The organism is Phycisphaerales bacterium (genome assembly GCA_020852515.1).
GTDB lineage: Bacteria > Planctomycetota > Phycisphaerae > Phycisphaerales > UBA5793 > UBA5793.
In genome coordinates, this window is record JADZAS010000013.1 from 85,228 (window position 1) to 106,270 (window position 21,043).

21 protein-coding genes are annotated in these 21,043 nt (G+C 65.9%); 14 read left to right on the forward strand and 7 right to left on the reverse strand.

Annotation, left to right across the window (positions count from 1 at the left end; translation table 11 throughout):
* Positions 1-63: 63 nt before the first annotated feature.
* Together IT430_06585 and IT430_06590 are read right to left on the reverse strand one after the other, a co-directional pair.
* Positions 64-1,239, reverse strand: coding sequence for a hypothetical protein (locus tag IT430_06585; GenBank protein ID MCC6907587.1), 1,176 nt, complete (start codon positions 1,237-1,239; stop codon positions 64-66).
* Positions 1,240-1,333: 94 nt separating this feature from the next.
* Positions 1,334-1,735, reverse strand: coding sequence for a hypothetical protein (locus IT430_06590; protein MCC6907588.1), 402 nt, complete (start codon positions 1,733-1,735; stop codon positions 1,334-1,336).
* Positions 1,736-2,062: 327 nt separating this feature from the next.
* Here IT430_06590 and IT430_06595 point away from each other — a divergent pair, with 327 nt between their 5' ends.
* Positions 2,063-2,839: a prepilin-type N-terminal cleavage/methylation domain-containing protein gene (locus IT430_06595; GenBank protein MCC6907589.1), complete on the forward strand. Its 777-nt coding sequence runs from the start codon at positions 2,063-2,065 to the stop codon at positions 2,837-2,839.
* A 193-nt stretch (positions 2,840-3,032) separates the two neighbouring features.
* On the opposite strand, the gene IT430_06600 is transcribed toward IT430_06595, so the two are convergent.
* On the reverse strand, positions 3,033-4,211 hold the full coding sequence (locus tag IT430_06600) for a hypothetical protein (protein ID MCC6907590.1): 1,179 nt from the start codon (positions 4,209-4,211) through the stop codon (positions 3,033-3,035).
* A 98-nt stretch (positions 4,212-4,309) separates the two neighbouring features.
* A complete protein-coding gene (locus IT430_06605; GenBank protein MCC6907591.1) occupies positions 4,310-4,672 on the reverse strand; it encodes a FliM/FliN family flagellar motor switch protein in 363 nt (120 codons plus the stop codon).
* Between the two features lie 217 nt (positions 4,673-4,889).
* Between IT430_06605 and solA the strand changes: the two genes are divergently transcribed.
* Both solA and IT430_06615 read left to right on the forward strand, forming a co-directional pair.
* Entirely contained in the window at positions 4,890-6,092 is a 1,203-nt protein-coding gene (gene solA, locus IT430_06610; protein ID MCC6907592.1) for an N-methyl-L-tryptophan oxidase, read from the forward strand.
* A 12-nt stretch (positions 6,093-6,104) separates the two neighbouring features.
* Positions 6,105-8,123 carry a VWA domain-containing protein gene (locus IT430_06615; GenBank protein ID MCC6907593.1) on the forward strand — a complete coding sequence of 673 codons (2,019 nt, stop codon included), beginning with the start codon at positions 6,105-6,107 and terminating at the stop codon, positions 8,121-8,123.
* Positions 8,124-8,127: 4 nt separating this feature from the next.
* Here the strand turns inward: IT430_06615 and surE are convergent, their stop codons facing one another.
* Positions 8,128-8,943, reverse strand: a complete 816-nt coding sequence (gene surE / locus IT430_06620) for a 5'/3'-nucleotidase SurE (protein ID MCC6907594.1) — start codon at positions 8,941-8,943, stop codon at positions 8,128-8,130.
* 119 nt (positions 8,944-9,062) lie between these two features.
* On the opposite strand from surE, the gene IT430_06625 reads away from it, so the two are divergent.
* The 3 genes from IT430_06625 to IT430_06635 all read left to right on the forward strand — a co-directional run bounded on the left by IT430_06625 (position 9,063) and on the right by IT430_06635 (position 10,482).
* Complete coding sequence (locus tag IT430_06625) at positions 9,063-9,527, forward strand: RidA family protein (protein ID MCC6907595.1); 465 nt, start codon at positions 9,063-9,065, stop codon at positions 9,525-9,527.
* A 141-nt stretch (positions 9,528-9,668) separates the two neighbouring features.
* Entirely contained in the window at positions 9,669-10,004 is a 336-nt protein-coding gene (locus IT430_06630) for a ferredoxin family protein (GenBank protein ID MCC6907596.1), read from the forward strand.
* A 94-nt stretch (positions 10,005-10,098) separates the two neighbouring features.
* Complete coding sequence (locus tag IT430_06635) at positions 10,099-10,482, forward strand: hypothetical protein (protein ID MCC6907597.1); 384 nt, start codon at positions 10,099-10,101, stop codon at positions 10,480-10,482.
* A 71-nt stretch (positions 10,483-10,553) separates the two neighbouring features.
* Here IT430_06635 and gap read toward each other — a convergent pair whose 3' ends face one another.
* A complete protein-coding gene (gene gap / locus IT430_06640) occupies positions 10,554-11,576 on the reverse strand; it encodes a type I glyceraldehyde-3-phosphate dehydrogenase (protein MCC6907598.1) in 1,023 nt (340 codons plus the stop codon).
* 170 nt (positions 11,577-11,746) lie between these two features.
* On the opposite strand from gap, the gene IT430_06645 reads away from it, so the two are divergent.
* The 8 genes from IT430_06645 (at position 11,747) to IT430_06680 (ending at position 19,291) form a co-directional block, all read left to right on the forward strand.
* Entirely contained in the window at positions 11,747-12,967 is a 1,221-nt protein-coding gene (locus IT430_06645) for a pyridoxal phosphate-dependent aminotransferase (protein MCC6907599.1), read from the forward strand.
* A 116-nt stretch (positions 12,968-13,083) separates the two neighbouring features.
* Positions 13,084-13,677 carry a hypothetical protein gene (locus IT430_06650; protein MCC6907600.1) on the forward strand — a complete coding sequence of 198 codons (594 nt, stop codon included), beginning with the start codon at positions 13,084-13,086 and terminating at the stop codon, positions 13,675-13,677.
* 109 nt (positions 13,678-13,786) lie between these two features.
* Complete coding sequence (locus IT430_06655) at positions 13,787-15,376, forward strand: DUF2330 domain-containing protein (protein MCC6907601.1); 1,590 nt, start codon at positions 13,787-13,789, stop codon at positions 15,374-15,376.
* A gap of 207 nt (positions 15,377-15,583) precedes the next feature.
* Positions 15,584-16,294 (forward strand): ATP-dependent Clp protease proteolytic subunit, encoded by a 711-nt coding sequence (locus IT430_06660; protein MCC6907602.1) that lies wholly within the window; start codon positions 15,584-15,586, stop codon positions 16,292-16,294.
* Positions 16,295-16,375: 81 nt separating this feature from the next.
* Positions 16,376-16,993 carry an ATP-dependent Clp protease proteolytic subunit gene (locus IT430_06665; protein ID MCC6907603.1) on the forward strand — a complete coding sequence of 206 codons (618 nt, stop codon included), beginning with the start codon at positions 16,376-16,378 and terminating at the stop codon, positions 16,991-16,993.
* A 114-nt stretch (positions 16,994-17,107) separates the two neighbouring features.
* A complete protein-coding gene (locus IT430_06670; protein MCC6907604.1) occupies positions 17,108-17,359 on the forward strand; it encodes a hypothetical protein in 252 nt (83 codons plus the stop codon).
* Between the two features lie 163 nt (positions 17,360-17,522).
* Positions 17,523-18,185, forward strand: a complete 663-nt coding sequence (locus IT430_06675) for an N-acetylmuramoyl-L-alanine amidase (GenBank protein ID MCC6907605.1) — start codon at positions 17,523-17,525, stop codon at positions 18,183-18,185.
* Positions 18,186-18,421: 236 nt separating this feature from the next.
* Entirely contained in the window at positions 18,422-19,291 is an 870-nt protein-coding gene (locus tag IT430_06680) for a serine/threonine protein kinase (protein ID MCC6907606.1), read from the forward strand.
* Positions 19,292-19,361: 70 nt separating this feature from the next.
* Here the strand turns inward: IT430_06680 and IT430_06685 are convergent, their stop codons facing one another.
* A complete protein-coding gene (locus IT430_06685; GenBank protein ID MCC6907607.1) occupies positions 19,362-20,786 on the reverse strand; it encodes an undecaprenyl-phosphate glucose phosphotransferase in 1,425 nt (474 codons plus the stop codon).
* Positions 20,787-21,043: the final 257 nt, after the last annotated feature.

Here is a 21,043-nt window from a genome sequence, read left to right on the forward strand (position 1 = left end):
CGCTTCCCGCGGCTGCAGGTGCTTGAGTTGTTCAGACCACCCTCGGGCGAACAGCCCGTTGAATTACCGCCCGCCAAAGCGGTGGCGGAAGAAGAGCACCGCCGCGCCCACGGCCCCGGCGGCGACCATGACATACCCCGTCAGGCGCATCCAGTCGCTAAGCGTCTTGGAGCCCGGCGTCTTTGAATCAGCCAGCGCGGGTTCGACGATCGGCGTCGCGCCCAGAGTGGCCTCGACGTACCGAGACGGGGCGATCGGCTCCTCGATGACGTGCGGAAGTTGATAGAGACGGCCGCCCATCAATACCACGTCTTCGCCCAGCCGGTAGGTGCCGCCCCAGCGGGCGTCGGCGATCTGGCTGTGAGGCGGAAGCGATGCAAGATCGACCGTGAAATCGGAGTCGGACCACTCCGGGTTCAGCTGGATCGAGGTGATGAGTGTCACCATGTTGAAGTCTTCCGAGTCGCTTTGGCCCGGTCGGAACGTGCTGTGGTTATCGAACCGGCCAGGCATCCACACCCCGTCCACCTGCGTGAACTCCGACGCCGTGATCCGCGAACGGAACAGCTGCGGCCCCTGTTCGAGCGGCTGGCCCTCGATAATGGTGTGGCCGAAGGTGTCGCGCTCGAGCAGCAGCCATTGCCGCGCGGGGTCGTACTTGAATACGAGAATGGCGGACGGCACAAACTCCGGCCCGACAATCTCCACTTCGACAACCGGTGTCCCGTCGAGCGTTGCATGACGGACTTCGGCATTGATGTCCGGATCAGCCAGGAGTTCGCCGACGGTGGACTGAGTCCGCCAGCAGCGGATGCCCAGGGATGGCCCGAGTTCGTCCGTCTCATCGAGAGGCGGGTACTGGTCGCTGACAACGACGTTCTGGCGATGCGTCGGCGGCGCGTCAGCGAAGACGAACTTCTGATACGCATTCTCCCCATCCCAGGTGTCGATCTGCACGACGCGCTGGGTCTCTCCGGCCGAAGGTGGCCGGGTCGTTTCCTGGTAGTATCGGCCGCGACCGTCCGCCAGGCGCCACACGTAGGTCCGCTGCGCCTCAGCCGGGCGCTGTCCGGCGCGGAACATCGGCTCATAGTCAACGCGAAGGCAGGCCCGCAACGCCTCGGCCTCGCGCAGAGCGCGTCCGACCTCGGACCGGCTGAGTTCCTGCCCGCGGGCTGATGCCCCGATCGCGGCAACAACCATCGCCAAGAGAATCGAACCGGTTCGGCCCTGCGTCATGATGTGCTCCCACTGAAGGCGAGGTGCGGGCGCGGAACCTCCGGCGCCGCTCCCCCATCATCGGCTCAAGACCGACGCCGCATTTTACGGCAATTCACGGATTGCCACCACCGCAATTGAGAATGCGGCACTTGTCGGGACTGGAAATGTCGCCGAAGCAGTACTGCGAGACGCAGATCCCGACGATCTTGGGGCCGCAATCGAACGGGATCTCGCTGTCGGGCGTGCAGGTAAAGTCCGTCCGCCGCACGCAGTTGGCCCTCCCCAGCACCGTGTAGGGGCAGCGGAAGCAGGACGTACCGTCTGGCTCGTTGTAGCACTGCGGGTAGTAGTTCACATTGCAGATGCGGTTGGTCGCAAACCAGCAGTCGTAGTCCTCGAGCGCTACCGGTGGCCTGGCTTGCGAACGGCCGGACACGGCGAGCAGTCCTGCCCCAACGAGCACGAGCATGGCCAGACCATAGCGGGTCAGCGGTCGTCTCTTCACGTTCGACATCAGTATCTCCCCCATCCCCTCCCGTTCCGGAGGGCGTCCGACAGACCGCACGCGCAGCCATGGCGCCCCGAAGTCACAATGCGGGGGTCAAGAGCGGTATCGCACCTTGACGTAAGGCGCTGCGCCAGATTCGCCGCAGCACCCGCGCCCGCCGCAAGTTGGCGGACGACGAATATGCAACAAGATACACCCGCTCGCGCGAATGTGAAGCCGCGATTTCGAAAATAGCATCAAATATCACCCTGGTCACTGGCCCGGTTCAGGTTATAGCGCATGCTGTATGCTGCGTCGGCGCCGCTGCGCCGCCGGATGGTCCGAGGCGCTTTCATGCGACACCACCACTCTCATATGCGTGCGTTCTCGCTGATCGAGTTATTGGTCGCGTTGTGCATAACCATGATGCTCGTCGGCCTGCTGCTGCCCGCCCTGGCCACCACGCGCGACGCCTCAATTGCAACCACATGCGCATCAAACCAGCATCAGATCGGACTCGCCGTTACCCAGTTTGCCGGCGATCACTTTGACCTGCTGCCGCGCGAGGGCATCTCTCCCTGGGCCGGCTCTCTTGCCGAGAGTAAATATATACCCTGGGTTAACGCAATACAATCTTATATCGCTCACCCCGGGGGCCGGACCGACCTCGCTTCGCCCATCCTGCTCGACCCCGCACATCCGAACCCGAACCACCAGATCCAATACGTGGTCAACGGCATTGGCTTTCCCAACCTGCCGCGCGGTCTCGACGTCGTCGGCTCCGATCGCCGCCCCGCGTCGCCGCTCTCGCTCCTGCACCGGCCGACCGAGATGATGTACCTGACGGCGTTTACAGAAGACGCCGATAACAGCATCGCACTCAACGCCCTGACCGGCGATCTCAACCAGGACGCCGGGCTCTATGACGTGTGGAATCTCGCGCACCTGCTCGGCCCGGACCATGGCTCCGACTCGATCGCGCGCAGCGTGCGGCGCGTCGGAATCAACCGGCACGGAAACGGCAACAACGTCCTCTTTGCCGACGGGCACGTGGACGCCCGGCCAACGGAGTTCATCCAGCGGCCGCACGAATGGTACGACGGCCTGACCTGGACGCCCGACGCGCCTTGAGCACCGCGTCCGCGCGGGACTGTTGCACAAGGTGCATCAGCACCGTCATGCCTGCGCAGGCAGGCATCCACGAGCGTGCAGGCGGGTGCGATTGGCGTCTGGTTGCGAATGATGCATCGTGGATTTCCGCCGCGGCCTTCGCTCGAGGCAAGCTCTGCGCGGGAATGACGGTTTGAGCAACAGACCCGCGCCGCTACGGCTCCTGCACTTCTTCGATGTCGATCGGCGGGGCGTCGTGCGCATCGCGCGCCGGCGGCGGCTCAGCCGGCGTTTCGGCCGGCATTTCGTCTTCCTCGTCAAGCCACTCGTCGAGTTCCACGTCCGCTTCATCATCCTGAAGATAACTCGGAAGCGGGAAGCGCTGCGGGTCAATCTTATAGAGTTCTTCGTCAAGTTGGCGCGTGCGCGACGCCATGCCGGGAATGATGTACCAGCGTTCACGATATTGAGTCGTTTCGCCGGGCGGGATTTCGGTGATCGGGCCGAGCATGGCCGCTTCGTGGCGCAACATGCCGAAGTTAACAGCCACTTCGACCGGTCCGTGGCCGGCTTCGGTCAGCGTCGTATCCGCCTCGGCGGTCCACGGCTCGCCGATGCGCACGAGCCAATAGCCGCGCCGGTGGATCGCAATGACCCGGTCCGAGGGAATCGTCGCCTTGAACGTGCCGCCCTTGCCCATCCAGTTGTAATAGCGCTTGGTCCGGATGAGCGTCCAGCGGCTGCGGGTGCGCGTGATGTTGTCCCACACCTCTTGCGCACCGGGGTGCGTGCTGAGCTTGATATCGCGATCGCCTTCGGGCGTGAGCACCGCGATGACGGAGCCGGGGATGGCGGCGGTGCTCAGCCAGACGCCGCCCCACTGCGGCTGATCAGTGGTGTTCTTCAGACCGTTGGTGATGAGTCCCCGCGGGCCGTAGGAATCCCGGCCGAGCTGAACGCTCTTGATCTCCTGCAGGCCGGACTCGAGGACGGGCCCGACCGCCTCGAACTCGTTGAGCCCGTGCAGCGTGGCGAGCGTCGGGCCGGCGTCCATGGCGACGGGCGGCGGCCACGGCTGGGCCTGGCCCTGCTCATCGGTCCACGCGCTTTGCGGGCTGACCCAGGAGTACATTCCGCCGAAGTAGGTGTAATCGTCTCCCTCCGCGGGCGCTTCATCGAGGTCGCGGACCCAAAGGAGATTGAAAATGGCCCGCGGCCCGAACCGCACCAGACGGTCGTGCGTCGTGTCGTACTCGGCGACCAGGCCCGAGCCGACGATGCGCTGGTTGATGCGCGGCTTGTACGGCCCGTAACAGCCTGCGGCGGTCAGCGCCAGCGCGGCGGTTGCGGCCAGTTTCACGGCGCGGCAATACGTCCTGCGAGACCCCTTCACGCTCGACTCCTCCCGCGATCGGCGCGCCGCGGCTGCGTCGGCAGCGTGGGCGGCGCCTTCGATTCAGTCTAGCACGCCGGGACAGGTTTCGGCGCAGGTCATCCCGCTTCGGTCGGCGCGGCGGCTTCTTCCGGATCCAGCGCCGGCACCCGAGCCGCCCCGGCCGGCTCGACGGCTTCCTCCTCCTCGAGGGGGCGGCCGGACATGGCGTCGATGCGCTCGCGCAGGTCGCCCACATAGGAGATGCGGATGCCGAAATTCTCAGTGATCTTCACCGCCGATCCCACGCCGATGGGCACGTTGTTGACGAGCAGCTCGAGTTCCTCGTCGGCGTTCTTGCCCATCTCGATGATCATGCCCGGCACCCACTGGACGACCTCATCCACGTGCATGGCCCGTTCGGCAATGCGGACAATCAGTGGGACCTCGAGCTTGAGAATGGACCGGATGTCGGACTTCATGGCTCTGTCTCTATCGGATAACCGGCCGCGGTACGCGAAGAAAAGGGGGGAGGCAAAAGCACCGAAGCGAGGGAGCAAGGCATCGAGGCTCAAGGCACCAAGGCTTGAGGCCGTAGCGTAGACGTCGGCGGAAGCCGACAGTTTCAGCAGGAGCCACCCAGCGCGACTCGCTACTGTCCATCGACACATACCTTCGCCGCGGGCTGCGAACCGGCTGATGGCTGAAAAGTTCGACATCATCGTCATCGGAGTGGGCAGCATGGGGGCGGCGGCGTGCTATGAGCTGCTGCGACGCGAGCCTTCGCTGCGCGTGCTCGGGCTGGAGCAGTTCGAGATTCCCAACGCCCGCGGGAGCCACCATGGTCATTGCCGCGCGTTTCGCACGGCGTACTTCGAGCACCCGGATTACGTGGCACTGCTGCGCCGCGCGCTTGAACTCTGGCGCGAGTTCGAGGCGGAGGCCGGGGCGAGCCTGCTGCATCTCACCGGCGGGCTGTACATGGGTCGGCCGGACAGCGCCCTGGTCCGTGATTCCATCAGTGCGGCCAGGCTGCACCACGTGCCGCACACGCTGCTCAGCCTCGCTGAACTCGCGGCCAGGTTTCCGCAGTTCTCCGTTGATGATGACGCCGTGGGCTTCTTCGAAGAGCACGCCGGGTACGTGCGGTGCGAGAAGGCCGTGCAGGCGTATGCGACCGCCGCGCGGCAGCGCGGGGCCGAACTTCACGAACGCGAGTGCGTGCAGTCGTGGAGGGCCGGATCGTCGGGAGTCTCGGTCAGCACCGATCGCGCCAACTACGACGCGGATCACTTGATCATCGCGGCCGGACCCTGGGCCGGGCGGATGGTGGCCGGCCTCGGCGTGGAACTCAAGGTGACAAGGCAGGTCGCAGGGTGGTTTCGGCCCGTCGCCGCCGAGCCGTTCGCGAGCGAGCGCTTTCCCGTCTGGAGCATCGATCCCGGCGTCGACGGTCGGCCCTGCGGAATCTGGTACGGCTTTCCGCCCGTGCCTGAGCGTCCGGGCCTGAAGATCGCCCACCACTGGCCCGGCGAGTTGTGCGATCCGGACACGGTCGATCGCAGTGTAACGCCTCAGGAGACAACCACGTTGCGCGAGGCGATGGGCCGCTACCTGCCGCAGGGCCGTGGCGAACTCCTCGCGGCGCAGGTGTGCCTCTACACGAACAGCCCCGACGGGCACTTCATCATCGACAGGCACCCGGATCCGGCGCTGCACCATCGGGTGACGATCGCGTGCGGCTTCAGCGGGCACGGGTTCAAGTTCGTCAGTGTCATCGGAAAGGCGCTCGCCGGACTGGCGCTGGAAGGCAAATCAAACGAGCCGATCGACTTCCTGGGGCTGGGGAGGTTCGGCGTCGGCGGCGATGCACGCCCCGCCGCTGAGCACACAGGGCGTTGATACACTCTGCCGGTGTCCCTGCTGAGCCCTTTCACAGCGCTGCTGGTGGCCGGGGTGGCTGTTCCCGCCCTGCTGCTGCTCTATTTTCTCAAACTGCGCCGCAAAGAAGTCTGGATCGGCTCGACGATGCTGTGGAGCAAGGTCGTCGAGGACCTGCAGGCGAACACCCCCTTCCAGCGGCTGCGGGCGTCCTGGCTGCTGTTTCTGCAATTGCTGCTGCTGCTGGCGCTTCTACTGGCCCTGGCCCGGCCCATCTTCGGCACCCGGCAAGGCGAGGGCGGCCAGCGCATCATTCTGCTCATCGACGTCAGTGCTTCGATGGGAGCGCGTGATGCGAAGGCTCAGGCAGCCTCTGCGGCGAACGACAACGCGGGCGGCCAATCGGCAACAAGACTGGATCGCGCCAAGGCAAGCGCGAACGAGATGCTCGACCGACTCAGGCGCAGCGGCGACGAAGTGCAGGTGATGGTCGTCGCATTCGCCACGCGGGCGCGGATCGCTCAAACCTTCACTTCGGACCTGCGCTTCGCCCGGGCGGCGATCGATGCGCTCGATGTCCTTGAAGAGCCGGGTCTTCTCGGGCCGGCGCTGCGTCTGGCCGAAACGTACGCGGGACCGGAGCAGGCTGGCGGCGGCGCAGCGCCGGTGCGAACCGTGCTGCTGGGCGACGGCCGCTTCGGCGATGACCAGACGCCCTCCTATGCGGCCGGCGAGGTCGAATTCATCTCCGTCGCCGCGCCAGGCGATGATTCCCCCGACCCTGACAACGTCGGAATCACGTTCCTCGCAGCGCGGCGCGACCTTCTCGACCCGTCGCAGGTCGATGTCCTCTGCGGCCTGCTCAGCACCGCCGCGCCCCTCAAGACGGTCCAGGTCGAGTTCGCGCTGGACGGCGAGCCGCTCGACACCCAGGCCATCGCGCTCGAAGCGCGCGATCCCAGGCGGCCGGCCGAGGGACTGGCTCGCCTGCGCTTCACCAACCTCGCCGGCGGCGTGCTGCGCATCAGCATTGCGCGCAGCGACGACTTGGCGACTGACAACACGGTCGGCCTGCTGCTGGCGCCGCCGACGACGGCGACGCTGCTCGTGGTCTACCCCATCAGTGACAGCGGGCCCGACGAGTATCTCATGAGCGTCGTGAACGAGTTGCCGCTCTACGAGGTAGAGACGTGGCCCGCTGATCGGTTCGAGGCGGCGCTCGCCGGCGGCGCGGTGCGGTCCGGCGATGAGCACGAGTTCAGCGCGATCATCTTTGATCGCGTGTCACCCGGCGCTGTGCCCGAAGCGCCCAGCCTGTCAATCGGTGCGCGGCCGCCGATGCCGGGCCTGAGCCTCGCGCCGTCGGAAGTGGAGAACCCGAGCCGGCGCGTGCTCAGCTGGAGCCGGCAGCACCCGATCATGGCCAGCGTGGGACTGGACACGATCGCCGTCGCCGATGGGCGGCGCATTTCGTTGCCGGATGAACACAGCGAAGCCCTCGCGCTGGCGGAGGGTGGACCGATCATCGGCGTGGTGGAGCCGCGGCGCGGGCGGCGGCACCTCATCGTGAGTTTCGATCTGCGGCAGAGCAATTGGCCGTTGCACGTGAGTTTCGCCATCTTCATCCAGAACGCCGTGGATTACCTCACGCAGCGCGGCAGCGCCGAAGCCGGGCAGATGATCCGCACGGGCGCGACGATGACGCTGCGCGCCGAGCCCGGCGCGTCGCAGGTAAGACTGACGGGGCCCGACGAGCGGACCATTCCGGTGCGCGAAGACGGCACGGTGACGATCGGGCCGCTCGATCGCGCGGGCGTCTATGAAGCGCAGGGACTGCCCGCCGAGAGCGAGCCGATCATCGCCAATCTGCTGAGCGAAACCGAGTCGAACCTGCTGCCGGTCGATGAAGTCGCGATCGGACATGACGCGGCGCCGGCGCAGGCGCTCGACCGCTCAACGCCGCGCGAATTGTGGCCGTGGCTCGTTGCGCTGGCGTTGGCCATTCTGGGCATCGAGTGGGCCGTGTATCTGCTGCGCGCGAGATGGCGGTGAGGGCTCATGGCCTCGCGCCGCGCAGACGGTCCTCCCACACGCACAGCAGCCCGTGGTCGGTGAGATCGAAATGCAGCGGAGTGATGGTGATGTTGCCGGCGAGCATGGCTTCGACGTCGCTGCCTGTGGCCGTGTCCGAGAAGTCCATGCCGTCGCCGACGCACCAGTAGTAAATCTGCCCGTTGGGCGCCACGCGACGTTCGTAGCGGTCGGTCATGCCGCCGAGGTTCATCGGCACGACCTTGATCGGCGGCAGCGGGCCATCGCTCGTCGTTGACGGGATGTTAATATTGAGAACCGATCGCGGCTGAAGCGGGCCGTGTTCAAGGCAGCGCTCGATCGCCTGGCGCGCGTGGCGGGCGGCCACGTCCCAGCGCACCTTCTCGTACGCGCGGCGGTTCAGTTCGCTCTCGACGAACAGACTCACCGCAATCGACGGCAGGCCCAGGAACGCCGCCTCGATCGCGGCGCCGACGGTGCCGGAGTAGATGACGTGAATGCCCACGTTGCAGCCCATGTTCATGCCCGACACGACGAGGTCGGGGCGCGGGTGGCCCGGGTGATGCTCGGGCCAGACGTTCTCGATGGCGAGCTTGACGCAGTCGGCGGGCCGGCCGTCGATGGCGAAGCCGGTCATGCGATCGTTGATGCGCATCTGCCGACCCATGAGCGGCACGTTGAACGTTACACTGTGGCTGGTGGCGGACTGCACCTGAAGCGGCGCAACGGTGAACACCTCGCCGAGGTGGAGCAGTTCGGCGTGCAGCGCCTCGATGCCCGGAGCCTGCAGGCCGTCGTCGTTGGTCAGAAGGATGCGCATGGGCCGCGATTCTAGCGCGATGCAGCGCCCGGCAGTCTGCTGAGACCTGGCGCAGAGGGGCGAGGCGCGCTATGGTGTCGCGCCGGCTGTGCACCGTCGCGCCGGTCAGGGAGGATCGCATGTCTGTCTACCAGCGTCTGGCCGAACTCGGCCTCGAACTGCCACCGGCGCCCAAGCCGGTGGCGGCGTACATCCCGTGGGTGCGCACGGGCAATCTCATCTATACGAGCGGGCAGGTGCCGCTGGTCGATGGCAAGCCACTGTGCGTGGGCGTCGTGCCCACCGAGATCCCGCCGGATAAGGCACAGGCCGCGGCAAGATTGTGCGCGCTCAACACGCTCGCCGTACTCCACGCCGCCACGGACGCGGCGCTCGACCGCGTCACGCGGGTCGTGCGCCTGGGCGTGTTCGTGGCGTCGAGCCCGGGATTCACGGGTCATGCGCAGGTCGCCAACGGAGCGAGCGAACTGATGGTCTCGGTGTTCGGCGAGGAGATCGGCCGGCACGCCCGCTCGACGGTCGGCTGCAGCAGCCTGCCGCTGGGGGTGCCCGTCGAGGTGGAGGGGCTCTTTGAGATCCGCTGATCGGGGCGGATTGCTGAATTGGCCCGGCCGGGATTGCCCGCGCGGCGCAGCCGTTTACAATGGGCGCGACTGTCAGCCATCGGTCCCGGCAAGGCCGCCCGAGCCGAACGAAACGCACGCCAACCGCGGAGAGTGCATCCCATGACTCATATCGTCGCCGAGCCCTGCATCAAGTGCAAGTACACCGACTGCGTGGATGTCTGCCCGGTGGACTGCTTCCACGAGGGCGTCAACTTCCTCGTCATCGATCCGGATGTTTGCATCGACTGCGGCCTGTGCGTTCCTGAATGCCCGACGCAGGCGATCTTCCCCGAAGAGGACCTGCCAGAGAAGTGGGCTGAGTACGTCGAGATCAACGCGCGGCTGGCGCCGGACTGGCCGGAGATCACCGCCAAGAAGGACGCCCTGCCCGAGGCGGAGGAGTTCAAGAGCGTCGAGAACAAGCGCAACCTGCTTGACGAGAGCGCCGGCGGCTGAGGCCGGCCCGACACAACCTGTGACCTGCTGATCGATTGCTCCGGGGAGGATGATCGTCCGTTCTGACCGCGCTGTGCGCCAGGAGATGACCATCATGACCAGCAGTCCCGCCGCTCCGCCGCGAATCCTCACCGACCAGGATCGGGCTCAACTCAACACCATCGCCAGGTGGCAGAAGTTCCTGCTGTGGGGCGTGCTGCTCAATCTTGCCACAATCGCACTGACGATGGCGGTGGACCCTGTGTTCGGACTCGTCAACCTTCTGGTCGGACTCGCGCTGATCGTATTGGTGGCCAATCTGGGAGCAGCCTTGGGCGATAACATAGTCTCCCGGATTCTCTACTGCATCGGCCTGCTCTTGCCGCTCATCAGCCTCATCATCCTCGTGGTTCTGAACCAGCGGGCCACGAGCATTCTCAAGGCGCACGGCATCCCCGTCGGCCTCATGGGCGCGAGGATTCCCAGAACTGCGGCGTGAAAAAACCCGCGCCCAATTGAGCGCGGGGCTGGCACTTCTCGAGTCTGTTTCAATCGATGGGCCCGGCGGGGTTACTTGATCCCGTCCTTGCCGGCCATGTACTTGATCATGTCGATGAGGCGATTGCAGTAGCCGACCTCATTGTCGTACCACGACACGATCTTGAAGAAGCGGTCGTTGAGTTCGATGCCGGCGCCGGCGTCGAAGATCGACGAACGCGGATCGCCGATGAAATCGCTCGACACGACTTCTTCCTCCGTGTAGCCCAGCACGCCCTTCATCGAGCCCTCGGCGGCCTCTTTCATCGCCGCGTTGATCGCCGCGAGCGAGGTGGACTTGCTCGTGCGGAAGGTGAGATCGACGGCGGAGACATCAGCCGTGGGCACGCGGAAACTCATGCCCGTCAGCCGCCCCTTGAGCGCGGGAATGCACAGCGTCACGGCTTTGGCCGCGCCGGTGCTCGCGGGGATGATGTTCATGTAGGCGTTGCGCCCGCCGCGCCAGTCCTTCTTGCTCGGGCCGTCCTGCGTCGGCTGCGTCGCGGTGACGGCGTGGATCGTGGTCATCAGGCCCTCTTCGAGCCCGAATGTCTCGTGAATGACCTTTGCCACCGGCGCCAGGCAGTTGGTCGTGCACGAGGCGTTGGAAATGACCTTGTCCTTGGCCGGGTCGTAGGTTTCGTGGTTGACCTTGTACGCCAGCGTCTTCACCTTGTCGGGCGACTTGGTCGGCGCGGAGATGATCACGCGCTTGGCGCCCGCGGAGAGGTGCTTGGCGGCGCTCTCGGCGTCGGTGAACAGCCCGGTCGATTCGACGACATAGTCGCAGCCCACGCTGCTCCACGGCAGGCTGGCCGGGTCGCGCTCGGCAAAGCACCTGGTGACCTTGCCGTTGACGGTGAACTGGCCCTCACCGGCCTGGACCGTGCCGTCGAAGCGGCCGTGCACCGTGTCGTGGCGCAGCAGGTAGGAGAGGTTGTCGGACGGGACGAGGTCGTTGACCGCGACGAACTCGATGCCCCCCTGCCGCAGCCCCGCGCGGAACATCAGGCGACCGATGCGACCGAACCCGTTGATGCCGACGCGAATGGCCATGTGGATACCTCCGATGGCGGCTGAGACTTTGAAGCGGAGGACCGGCGGGAAATCGCCGCCCAAGACCGGCCCGGGTACAACAGTAGGCGGCTGAGGAAACGTAACGGAGCAGGCTCAAACCGTCAATACAGGACTGTGCCGGATATCAAGCCGCGCATACGCTCTTGCCCATGCAACTGTCCGCTCGCGTCAACCGGCTCAAGCCCTCCAGCACGCTGGCAGTGAGCGCCCTGGCCAAGGAGCTGGCCTCGCGGGGCATCGACGTCATCGGCTTCGGCGCCGGCGAGCCCGACTTCACCACGCCGGGGCACATCCGCGACGCGGCGAAGCGCGCCCTCGACGCCGGGATGACGCACTACGGCCCCGTTCCCGGCGACCCGGCCGCGCGCGCCGCCGTCGCCCGCAAACTGGTCCGCGACAATCAACTCAACCACATCACGCCCGAGCACGTGCTCATCTCCGCAGGCGGAAAGCACTCGCTCTATCTGCTCACGCATTGCCTCTTCGACACCGGCTGCGGCCTCGAGATGATCCTGCCCACGCCGGCGTGGGTGAGTTATCGCCCCATCGCGGAGATGGCCGGCGCCAGCGTCGTCGAAATCCCGACGCGCGTCGAAGACGACTTCAAGATGACGCCGGCCATGCTCGCGGCAGCCCTCTCGCCGCGCTCGCGCCTGCTGCTGGTCAACTCGCCGAGCAACCCCTGCGGCACGATGTATAGCCCCGATGAACTCAAGGCCCTTGCCGCCGTCGTCACCGAGCACAACGCCGCAGGCGGCAACCTGCTCGTGGCCAGCGATGACATCTACGAGAAGATCGTCTACGCCGACACCCCGTTCGCCAGCATCTGCCGTTTTCTCGATCCGAAATGGTCGGTCACCCTCAACGGCCTGAGCAAGGCCTACGCGATGACGGGCTGGCGCATCGGCTACGCCGCGGGGCCGCTGGAACTCATCAAGGCCATGAGCAAGTTGCAGGGGCAGATGATCACCTGCATCGCCTCGTTCTGCTTTCCAGCGATCGTCGAAGCGCTCGACGCGGGCGAAGGCGACGTCGCCGAGATGCGCGAGCACTACCGCAGGCGGGCGGCGCTCATGCACGAGCACGTCAGCGCCTGGCCAGGCGTCCGCTGCCCCAGGCCCACCGGCGCGTTCTATCTCTTTCCCGACATTTCGGCGTGGTTCGGCCGCACGACCGCGGGCGGCGCGCTGCTCCGCACCAGTCTGGATGTGACCACCGCCCTGATCAACGAAGCCCACGTGGCCGTCGTGCCCGGCGACGAGTTCGGCGGCTGCGGGCCGCGGCACATCCGCATGAGTTTCGCCTGTTCCACCGAGCAGATCGAGACCGGGATGAGCCGAATGGCCTCGTTCGTCCGCGGCCTGTCGTGAATTCTCGCACTCGGCCGCCAGATGTTGCACCCAATCGCTCCCAGCTTGCGTCTTTTCTGGTAGACTGACTCGAGATCGAGAAGCGCCGGCCCGAGACGGTGCGGGAAGGAACTGCGATGAAGCGATGGCTGCTGGCAAGCCTGGCGATCGTCATTCTCATGCTCGTCGCGCTCGTGTTCGTGGTGCGGGCGTTCATCGAGACGCCGCCGCCCGCCGTCGAGGTTCTGTCCGATGCGCGCCTGGCGCTGCACATCAACGAGATCGATCTCGCAACGTCGGGCGTGATTCTCGTCAGCATCGACAACCTGACCCAGCGCGACATCGACATCAACGCGATGCAACTGGGCAGGGCAATCTCCCGCTCGCTGCGCCTGTTCGACCCGACTGGCAACGAATACCACTGGGTGGACAGCAAGGGCCGGGTCGTGCGCGACGCCATCGCTTCAGACGAATCGTGGCAGTGGACCTGGGGCGGGTCTTCAGGCGACCGCACGCGCATTGAGGCCGGCCGCACGGAGAACTTCACCCTGGTCGTAAATCCCGAGAACGGTCTCGCGGCGAGCGAGTGGGTAGCACGCCTTCGCCGCACCCCGCCCTGGCTCACCTACGTCATCGACTGCGAGATCCCCACGGTCGATCCGCAGACGGGCCAACCGGAGAACATCCGCACCACAGCCACCGGCGAAACCACCTACCTGCCCCGGCCGTAGCGGGCCGGCGAGGCGGTGATGCGTTGCAACCCCGCGGGCGATTGAGTCGAATACGCTGTCGGGCTCGCGACGGCATACTTCGACACGTCGCTGGCGACGGGAGGCTTGCATGCGAACACGGGCGCGACACTGGCTGGCGGTGCTGGTTGCGGCGGCGGCGGCGTGGGCGGCGTCGCCGGCGATGGGCGATGGCAAGTACTTCCGCACGCAGGTCGTGGCGCGCGACCCTTCGATCCCCCACCAGGCGGCGCTGATCTCGTACCGGGACGGCATTGAGACGCTCGTCGTGCAGTCCGCCGTGCAGGCCGAGGGCGAGCATGTCGCGTGGGTGCTGCCGCTGCCGGCGCAGCCGACGGCCATCGAAGCGGCAAGCCCGGGCACGATTGCGACGCTTCAACAACTCGTCCAGCCGCGGCTCGTGCTCGAGCGCAACGTGACGCCGTGGATATTTGTGGCGCTGGCGGCGCTGGCCTGCTGCGGCATGATGCTGGTGGTGTCGCGGGCGCTGAGCAAGCACTCGGCTTGGGCACGCATTCTCATCTACGTGATTGCGTTCCCTTGCGTGCTGCTGGCCACTTCAGTGGGCGTACTTTTTCCGACCCTCGTGGCGAAGCCGCGCAGCATGGCGGCGGCCAATGCACAGCCGCAGCGCGGCGTTTCGATTCTCACGGATGAAACCGTCGGCTCGTACACCGTGACCGTGATCGCCGCCGAGGCGGGCTCTGAAGTGCGCGACTGGCTCAGTGAGAACGGGTTTGCATGCGATGATGCTGCCGGCGTGGTCATCGATCGGTACGTCGCCGAGGGCTGGTGCTTTGCGACGGCGAAGATCCGCTGGTCGCCGGGGCAGACGCTCTCGCCGCACCCGCTCAAAGTCGTGTTTCCCGTCGACGAGGCCGTGTACCCGATGCGGCTGACGGGGGCAGGCGCCACGCAGCCGCTGGCGCTGGACCTGTTCATCATCGGCAGCGAGATGGCGGCAGCCCGCGATCTGAAGCAGTGGCGCTGCGAACGGCTCGTGCGCGATGCGGCTGCGAAGAACTGGTTTGACGAGGACGCGATCGTGTACGAAGGCGACCTAACGCAACTGCGCATCGGGCATCCGGTCATCGCGGCCTCGCTATGGGATGGCGCGACACTGACGCACTTGAGCGGGATGCTCTCACCGGCGCAGATGGCTCGCGATGATGTGCAACTTCGATGGGAGCCGGCTCGGCCCTACCACCGCACTTTCTTCATCGGCCAAGCTGCGACCCTGCTCGGGGGCGTGGTGGGGATCGGCTTGGCGGCGCTGGCGTTTCTCGCCGCATCGCTGGCGGCGCTGCGCACGTCCTGGCGATTTGGAGGCGTCTGCAGATGGACGCTCGCACCTGGCTTAGCCGTGGCGGCGTTTTGCGCCCCGGCGTTCGCGTTACTCGCGCCGTCGGTTGAGACGGCGACGGAGCCGCACCATCCCATCGATCGGAAGATGGCGCAAAATCACGTGATGTATGAGTGGGACGATCTGCGCGAGCGCGGGGCTCTTGAGCGCGAGCAGTTCATTGCCCGGCTCCGAACAGAGTGGCCCGAGCACCTCCCGCGTGGCGATGTGCCCATGGGCCTGGACATCCGCGAGGACGATTCAGGTTGGGACCTCATCTTCCACGACCGCGATGCAACGCCGACGGTGATGCGTCTCGACAGAGAACCGCCCGGCTGAACCGAACGGTTCGTGGTGCGCCCGGCACATCTTGGCGCAGAACGACTCGATGCACATCAAGCACCCGGGGCGGAGCAACGGGCTCATGCACCCCTTACGCTTTGGCCGACAATGCACGGGCGCGCGTATCATCGACTGGCGCGGCACCATGAACTATCGGACCGCCAGACACTGACAACAGTCCCACCTCGGGGAGGATGGCTCGAGATGACCTTCAATCCGTTCCGCAGTGCCTTCAATCCTGATCAGTTCGACCCGGCTCATCCGGCGTCGAGCGATCCGCAGATCGCCGCAGCGGCCGTGCAGGCCCTGCCGCACCTGACCAACTCCGTGCACTACCAGCGCACGCGCGAGATGACGATCGATGAACTGCTGCTCGAAAACCGCGTGGTCTTTCTCATCGGCGAGATCAACTACAGCAGCGCGGCCCGCGTCATGATGCAGATGCTCTATCTGGACAACCAGAAAAAGGGCCAGGACATCAACCTCTACGTCAACAGCCACGGCGGAACCGTGGATGACACCCTGGCGATCTACGACACCATGCAGTTCCTCTCGGCTGACGTGGCGACCTACTGCATCGGCCGGGCCTACTCGGGCGGGTCGATCATCCTCGCAGCCGGCACCAAGGACAAGCGCTACATCCTCCCCCACGCCAAGGTGATGATCCATCAGCCGCTGGGCGGCGTGGGCGGCCAGGCCGAGGATATCAAGATCCAGGCGGAGCAGATCATCAAGAGCAAGCGCATGCTCGCCGAAGTGCTCGCGAGCCACACCGGCCAGAGCGTCGAGCAGGTGCTCGCCGACTCGGAGCGCGACAAGTACTTCAGCGCCGAAGAGGCGAAGAACTACGGCCTCGTCGATGAAGTGCTCGCATTCGAACTCGACAAGGGCAAGAAGAAGGCGGCGTCGAGCTGACCGTCGCCGCGCGATCTCTCCCGCTTCACTGACCCACCCGCGGCAGCGCCCGCCGCGCCGCGATCACGCAAGGACCTGAACATGCCCAATCTCATTCCGATCGTCGTCGAACAGACCGGCCGCGGCGAACGCGCCTACGACATCTACTCGCGACTGCTCAAGGACCGCATCATCTTCCTCGGCGGAGGCGTCGATGACGAGGAAGCGAACGTGATCGTCGCGCAACTGCTCTTTCTCGCCAACGAAGACGCCAAGGCCGACATCCAGTTCTACATCAACTCGCCGGGCGGCAGCGTGACGGCGGGCCTGGGCATCCTCGACACGATGAACTACATCCCCTGCGACGTAGCGACGTACTGCGTCGGCCAGGCGGCGTCGATGGGCGCCGTGCTGCTCGCGGGCGGCACGCCGGGCAAGCGCTACTGCCTGCCCTCCAGCCGCGTGCTGCTCCACCAGCCGCTCATCGGCGGCGTCATGGAGGGCCAGGCAACGGACCTCGAGATCGAAGCTCGCGAGATGCTCCGGCTGCGCGAGATGCTCTACAAGGGACTGGCCAGAGCTACGGGTAAGAGTTTCGAGCAGATCGAAGCAGACTGCGACCGCAACAAGTGGCTCAGCGCCGACGAAGCAAAGCAGTACGGCCTGATCGACTCCGTGCTCACGCACACCGACATGGTGGGGACGAAGAAGGGCGAATGACTCGAGTCGGCGCCGCGCCTGATCGCACGGCGCACCTTCCGGCTCCGCGTGAGATGGTTTTCCTGCCGCACGATCGGCTCTGGCGGCCGAGGTGATCCACGATATACTTGCCGCATGGCGTGGACGGCTGGCAGGAATCGGGTGGCGTTCGGTGTGCGGCGCGCGGCGGCGCTGGCGGCAGCGGTGAGCGCGTGCGTCGCGATAACTTCGCTCACCACCGGCTGCACCAAGCCTCTGTTCCCCGATAATTACTCCCGGACCCAGTTCGACCAGTACGACCGCCTGCGCGGCGACTACGTCGAAGCGCGTCAGACGGACATGTACGGCAAGCCCGTGCCGGCGCTGAGGCAGCGGCTGCGACCGTAATCGCACCGGCGGCGGGAGCGAAGGTCCGATGAAACGGCGGGTTTGCCCGTGCGGCGCAAAATGGCCGGACCTTTCGCATTTTCGGAAAATCACAAAGTTTTTTCGTCGGCGGCGACGATAGTTCCTTGGCGACCTGCACTGGTGGGGTACACTGAACGTGTCCATGATTCCGACGAGCCGTTTCGACTTCGCATCCCGGCCGCACCGCCGCGCGCTGACGGTGTGGGCATCGTTCGTCGCGACCATGACGGTGCTCGGCGGCGTGCTGCTGCTCACCGATCAGGGCCCCCTGCCGCGCCTGGGTTCGAGCCAGCCGGCCTTGGGCGTCAACCTCGGCGCCCGCGCCATCGGCAGCGTGCTCGACACCGCGGCCCCGCTCAAGCAGGATCAGTGGCTCGAAATCGTGATCCACGATTCAGGCAGCCAGCACGGCTCGGTCGAGAGCCTCGCCCGCCAGGCCCGATCGCTCGGACTCAAGGGCCTGGGCTACCACTTCGTCATCGGCAACGGCAACGGCATGGGCGACGGCGAGCTGCACGTCGGCTACCGCTGGAACGAGCAGTTGGCTGGGGCTCACGTCGCCGGCCCCGATGCGGCGTGGCACAACGTGCACAGCGTGGCCATCTGCCTCGTGGGCAACGGGGAAGCCTCTCAATTCACCGACCGGCAGATGGCGCGTCTGGTCGATCTGGTGCGCGGTCTGCAGGAGCGGCTGAACATCGATCTCGACCATGTCCTGCTCAACTCGGCGATCACGGGCCAGTCCAGCCCCGGCCGACATTTCCCCGAGCAGCGATTTCGCGACCAACTTCGCTTGAACGGCTGAGAATCGTCGCCTCGATCACCGTATAATCGGCTGCGTGGTGAGAGAAAGGCGATCCCCCGGCACAGGGTCTACGCCCCGTAGAGGTTTGGCATCAAGTCGTACCCGGATGGGACCGATCCCAAGGGATGGGCGTGGAAGTATCAGTGTCGGCAGGCTTGACCGGGAAAGCAGTGCGGCGTTAATGCCCCAAGCAGGACTGAGACGTGAGTCAATCAGCGGTACAGCGAGAGTACACTGTGGCGCCCGGTACTGAGATTGCAGGCTTTCGCGTCCTCAAGGAACTCGGCACCGGCGCCGCCTCGTTCCTGTACCTCGTCCAGGACCCTCGCTCCAAGCAGATCTGGGCCCTCAAGCACGTCCGCAAAGAGACAGAGAAAGACCAGCGCTTCCTCGATCAAACCGAGATCGAGTACTCGGTCGGCACGCAGCTGCGCCACCCGCACATCCGCCGGATCGAGCGCCTCATCAAGAACCGCCGCGTCCTTCGCGTCAGCGAGATGTTCCTGCTTCTCGAACTCGTCGATGGCATCGCGCTCGACAAACAGCCGCCGACGACCTTCATCGAGGCCGCCGACATCTTCACGCAGGTGGCCGACGGCCTGCTCTACATGCACAGCCGCGGCTTCGTGCACGCGGACATGAAGCCCAACAACGTCATCGTCACCGACGCCGGGCAGGCGAAGATCATCGACTTGGGCCAGTCGTGCGCCGTGGGCACGATCAAAGATCGCATCCAGGGCACCATGGACTACATCGCGCCCGAGCAGGTCCACCGCCGCGCCATCACGCCCGCCACCGACGTGTACAACCTCGGCGCCACGATGTACTGGTGCGTGTGCGGCCGACACATCCCCACCGCCATGACCGATCGCACCGGTCTGGGCGTGGCCAAGGACGATCACCAGATCGACCGGCCGATTCCGCCCATCGAGATCAAGCCGAACATCAGCCAGGAGTTCAGCGATCTCATTCTCGACTGCGTCGATCCCGATCCGGATCGCCGTCCGACGATGGAAGCCGTGCGCAACCGGCTGCAGGTGATTCACCTCCGCCTCGAGACGGCCGAACGCCGGGCCAACGGGCTCATGCCGCCGACCGCAGACTGATCCGAAGCACCGTTCGATTGAAGTGATGTCGAAAGCCGATGGTCTCCCACCCTCTGCACACGACTCGCGGTCAATGCGCGTTCGGATGTCGGAATCCACGCAGGGCGGTCAGCCAGAGTATGCGCAGGTCGAACAGGACGGACCAGTTGCGGATGTAGTACAGGTCGTACTGGAGCCGCTTGCGGAGGCTCGTGTTGCCGCGCAGCCCGTTGACCTGGGCCCAGCCGGTCATGCCGGCCTTCACGTTCTGGCGGAGCATGTAGCCGCGCCAGTCTTCGCGGAAGTGTTCGAGCAGATCGAGCCGCTCGGGCCGGGGTCCGACGAGCGACATGTCGCTGCGAATGACGTTGAAGAGTTGTGGCAGCTCGTCGAGACTGGTATGGCGGAGCCAGGCGCCGATGCGCGTGATGCGCGCGTCGTCGCGCCGGGTCCACTCCTGCGTGCCGCGGCCGTTGACCGGCTCGACCGCGCCTGGCTGCATGGTCCGGAACTTGTAGATGCCAAAGGGACGCCCGCCCATGCTCGCGCGGTCCTGGCGGAAGAGCACCGGCCCGCCGTCTTCGAGCTTGACCAGCGCCGCGATGAGCAGCATGAGCGGCGCGAAGATGATCAGGGCCGCGAAGCCGATTCCCAGATCGACCAGCCGCTTGGCGACCGCCCCGTAGCCGCTCAGCGGGCTCTGGCGCACGCTGAGCACCGGCATGCCTTCGAGTTCTGAAATGGCCAGATTGATGGGCATGTAGCGCGGGCTGACGTCGGGGATGATCCTCACCTCGACCGGAAAGCGCGACAGTTTCATCAGCACGCTGGGCAGCAGGTGCGAGCGGCTCTGGGGCAGGGCGATGATCACACCGTCCACCGGCCGCTGCTCGAGTATCGATTCAAGCGCATCGAGCCCGCCGCGCACCGGCCGCTCGAGGCACTTCTCGCGTCGGGTGGTGTCGTGATGGCTGATGAAGTAGGCGCAACTGATGCCGGTCCAACTGTTGCGCAGGAACGTGTGGCAGGCGATCTGGCCAAGCCGGCCGGTGCCGATGATGGCCATGTGCCGCCGGTTCCAGCCGTGTTCGCGAAACGTCCGCAGCACGAGCCGGAACGAATAGCGGTGCACGGTCAGGCACGCCATGAGACACAGCGGCAGGGCGATGATCTCCAGCGTCGCCGTGTCGGCCTTGGCGTACGCGGGCAGGACGAGATTCCAGGCAAGAATGGTCAGCCCCCAGCCGACGAGCACGGCCTTGCCGATGTCAAGCAGTTCGCTGTCGAAACTGCGATCCCGACGCGGACGGTAAAGCCCGAACGCGGCCATGCACGCGAGCAGGATCGGCACGCCCGCCGTCAGCGCCAAGATCGACTGGCGGGAGAAGACGAGCACATGATCGCCCGACACCATCTTCCGGGCCAGCACGTGCGCGAGCGTGAAGCCGGCCACGAGGACGATAGTGTCAATCGCGCTGAGCAGTGAGACGAAGACGCGATGGCGTTCTTTGAGCATGTCTCTCCAACCCTGTCATCGGCGCGAGCGGCGCTCGGCGGCCAATGTTCGCCCTGCTGGGCTTGCGCGGATGCGCTCCGACGGCCCGGCTCGGATTGCACCTGGTTCTGCGGCCGAACGTGGCGCTCCGCAGGCGGCAAGCGTGCGGAGGTGCGGCCGGGGCGGGAAGGGGCGGCTGCCCACTCTCCCGTCTCAACAGCGCCGACTCGGTCGGCACTGCCGTGGCGAGGATAGCCCGCGGCGCCGCATCACTCCAC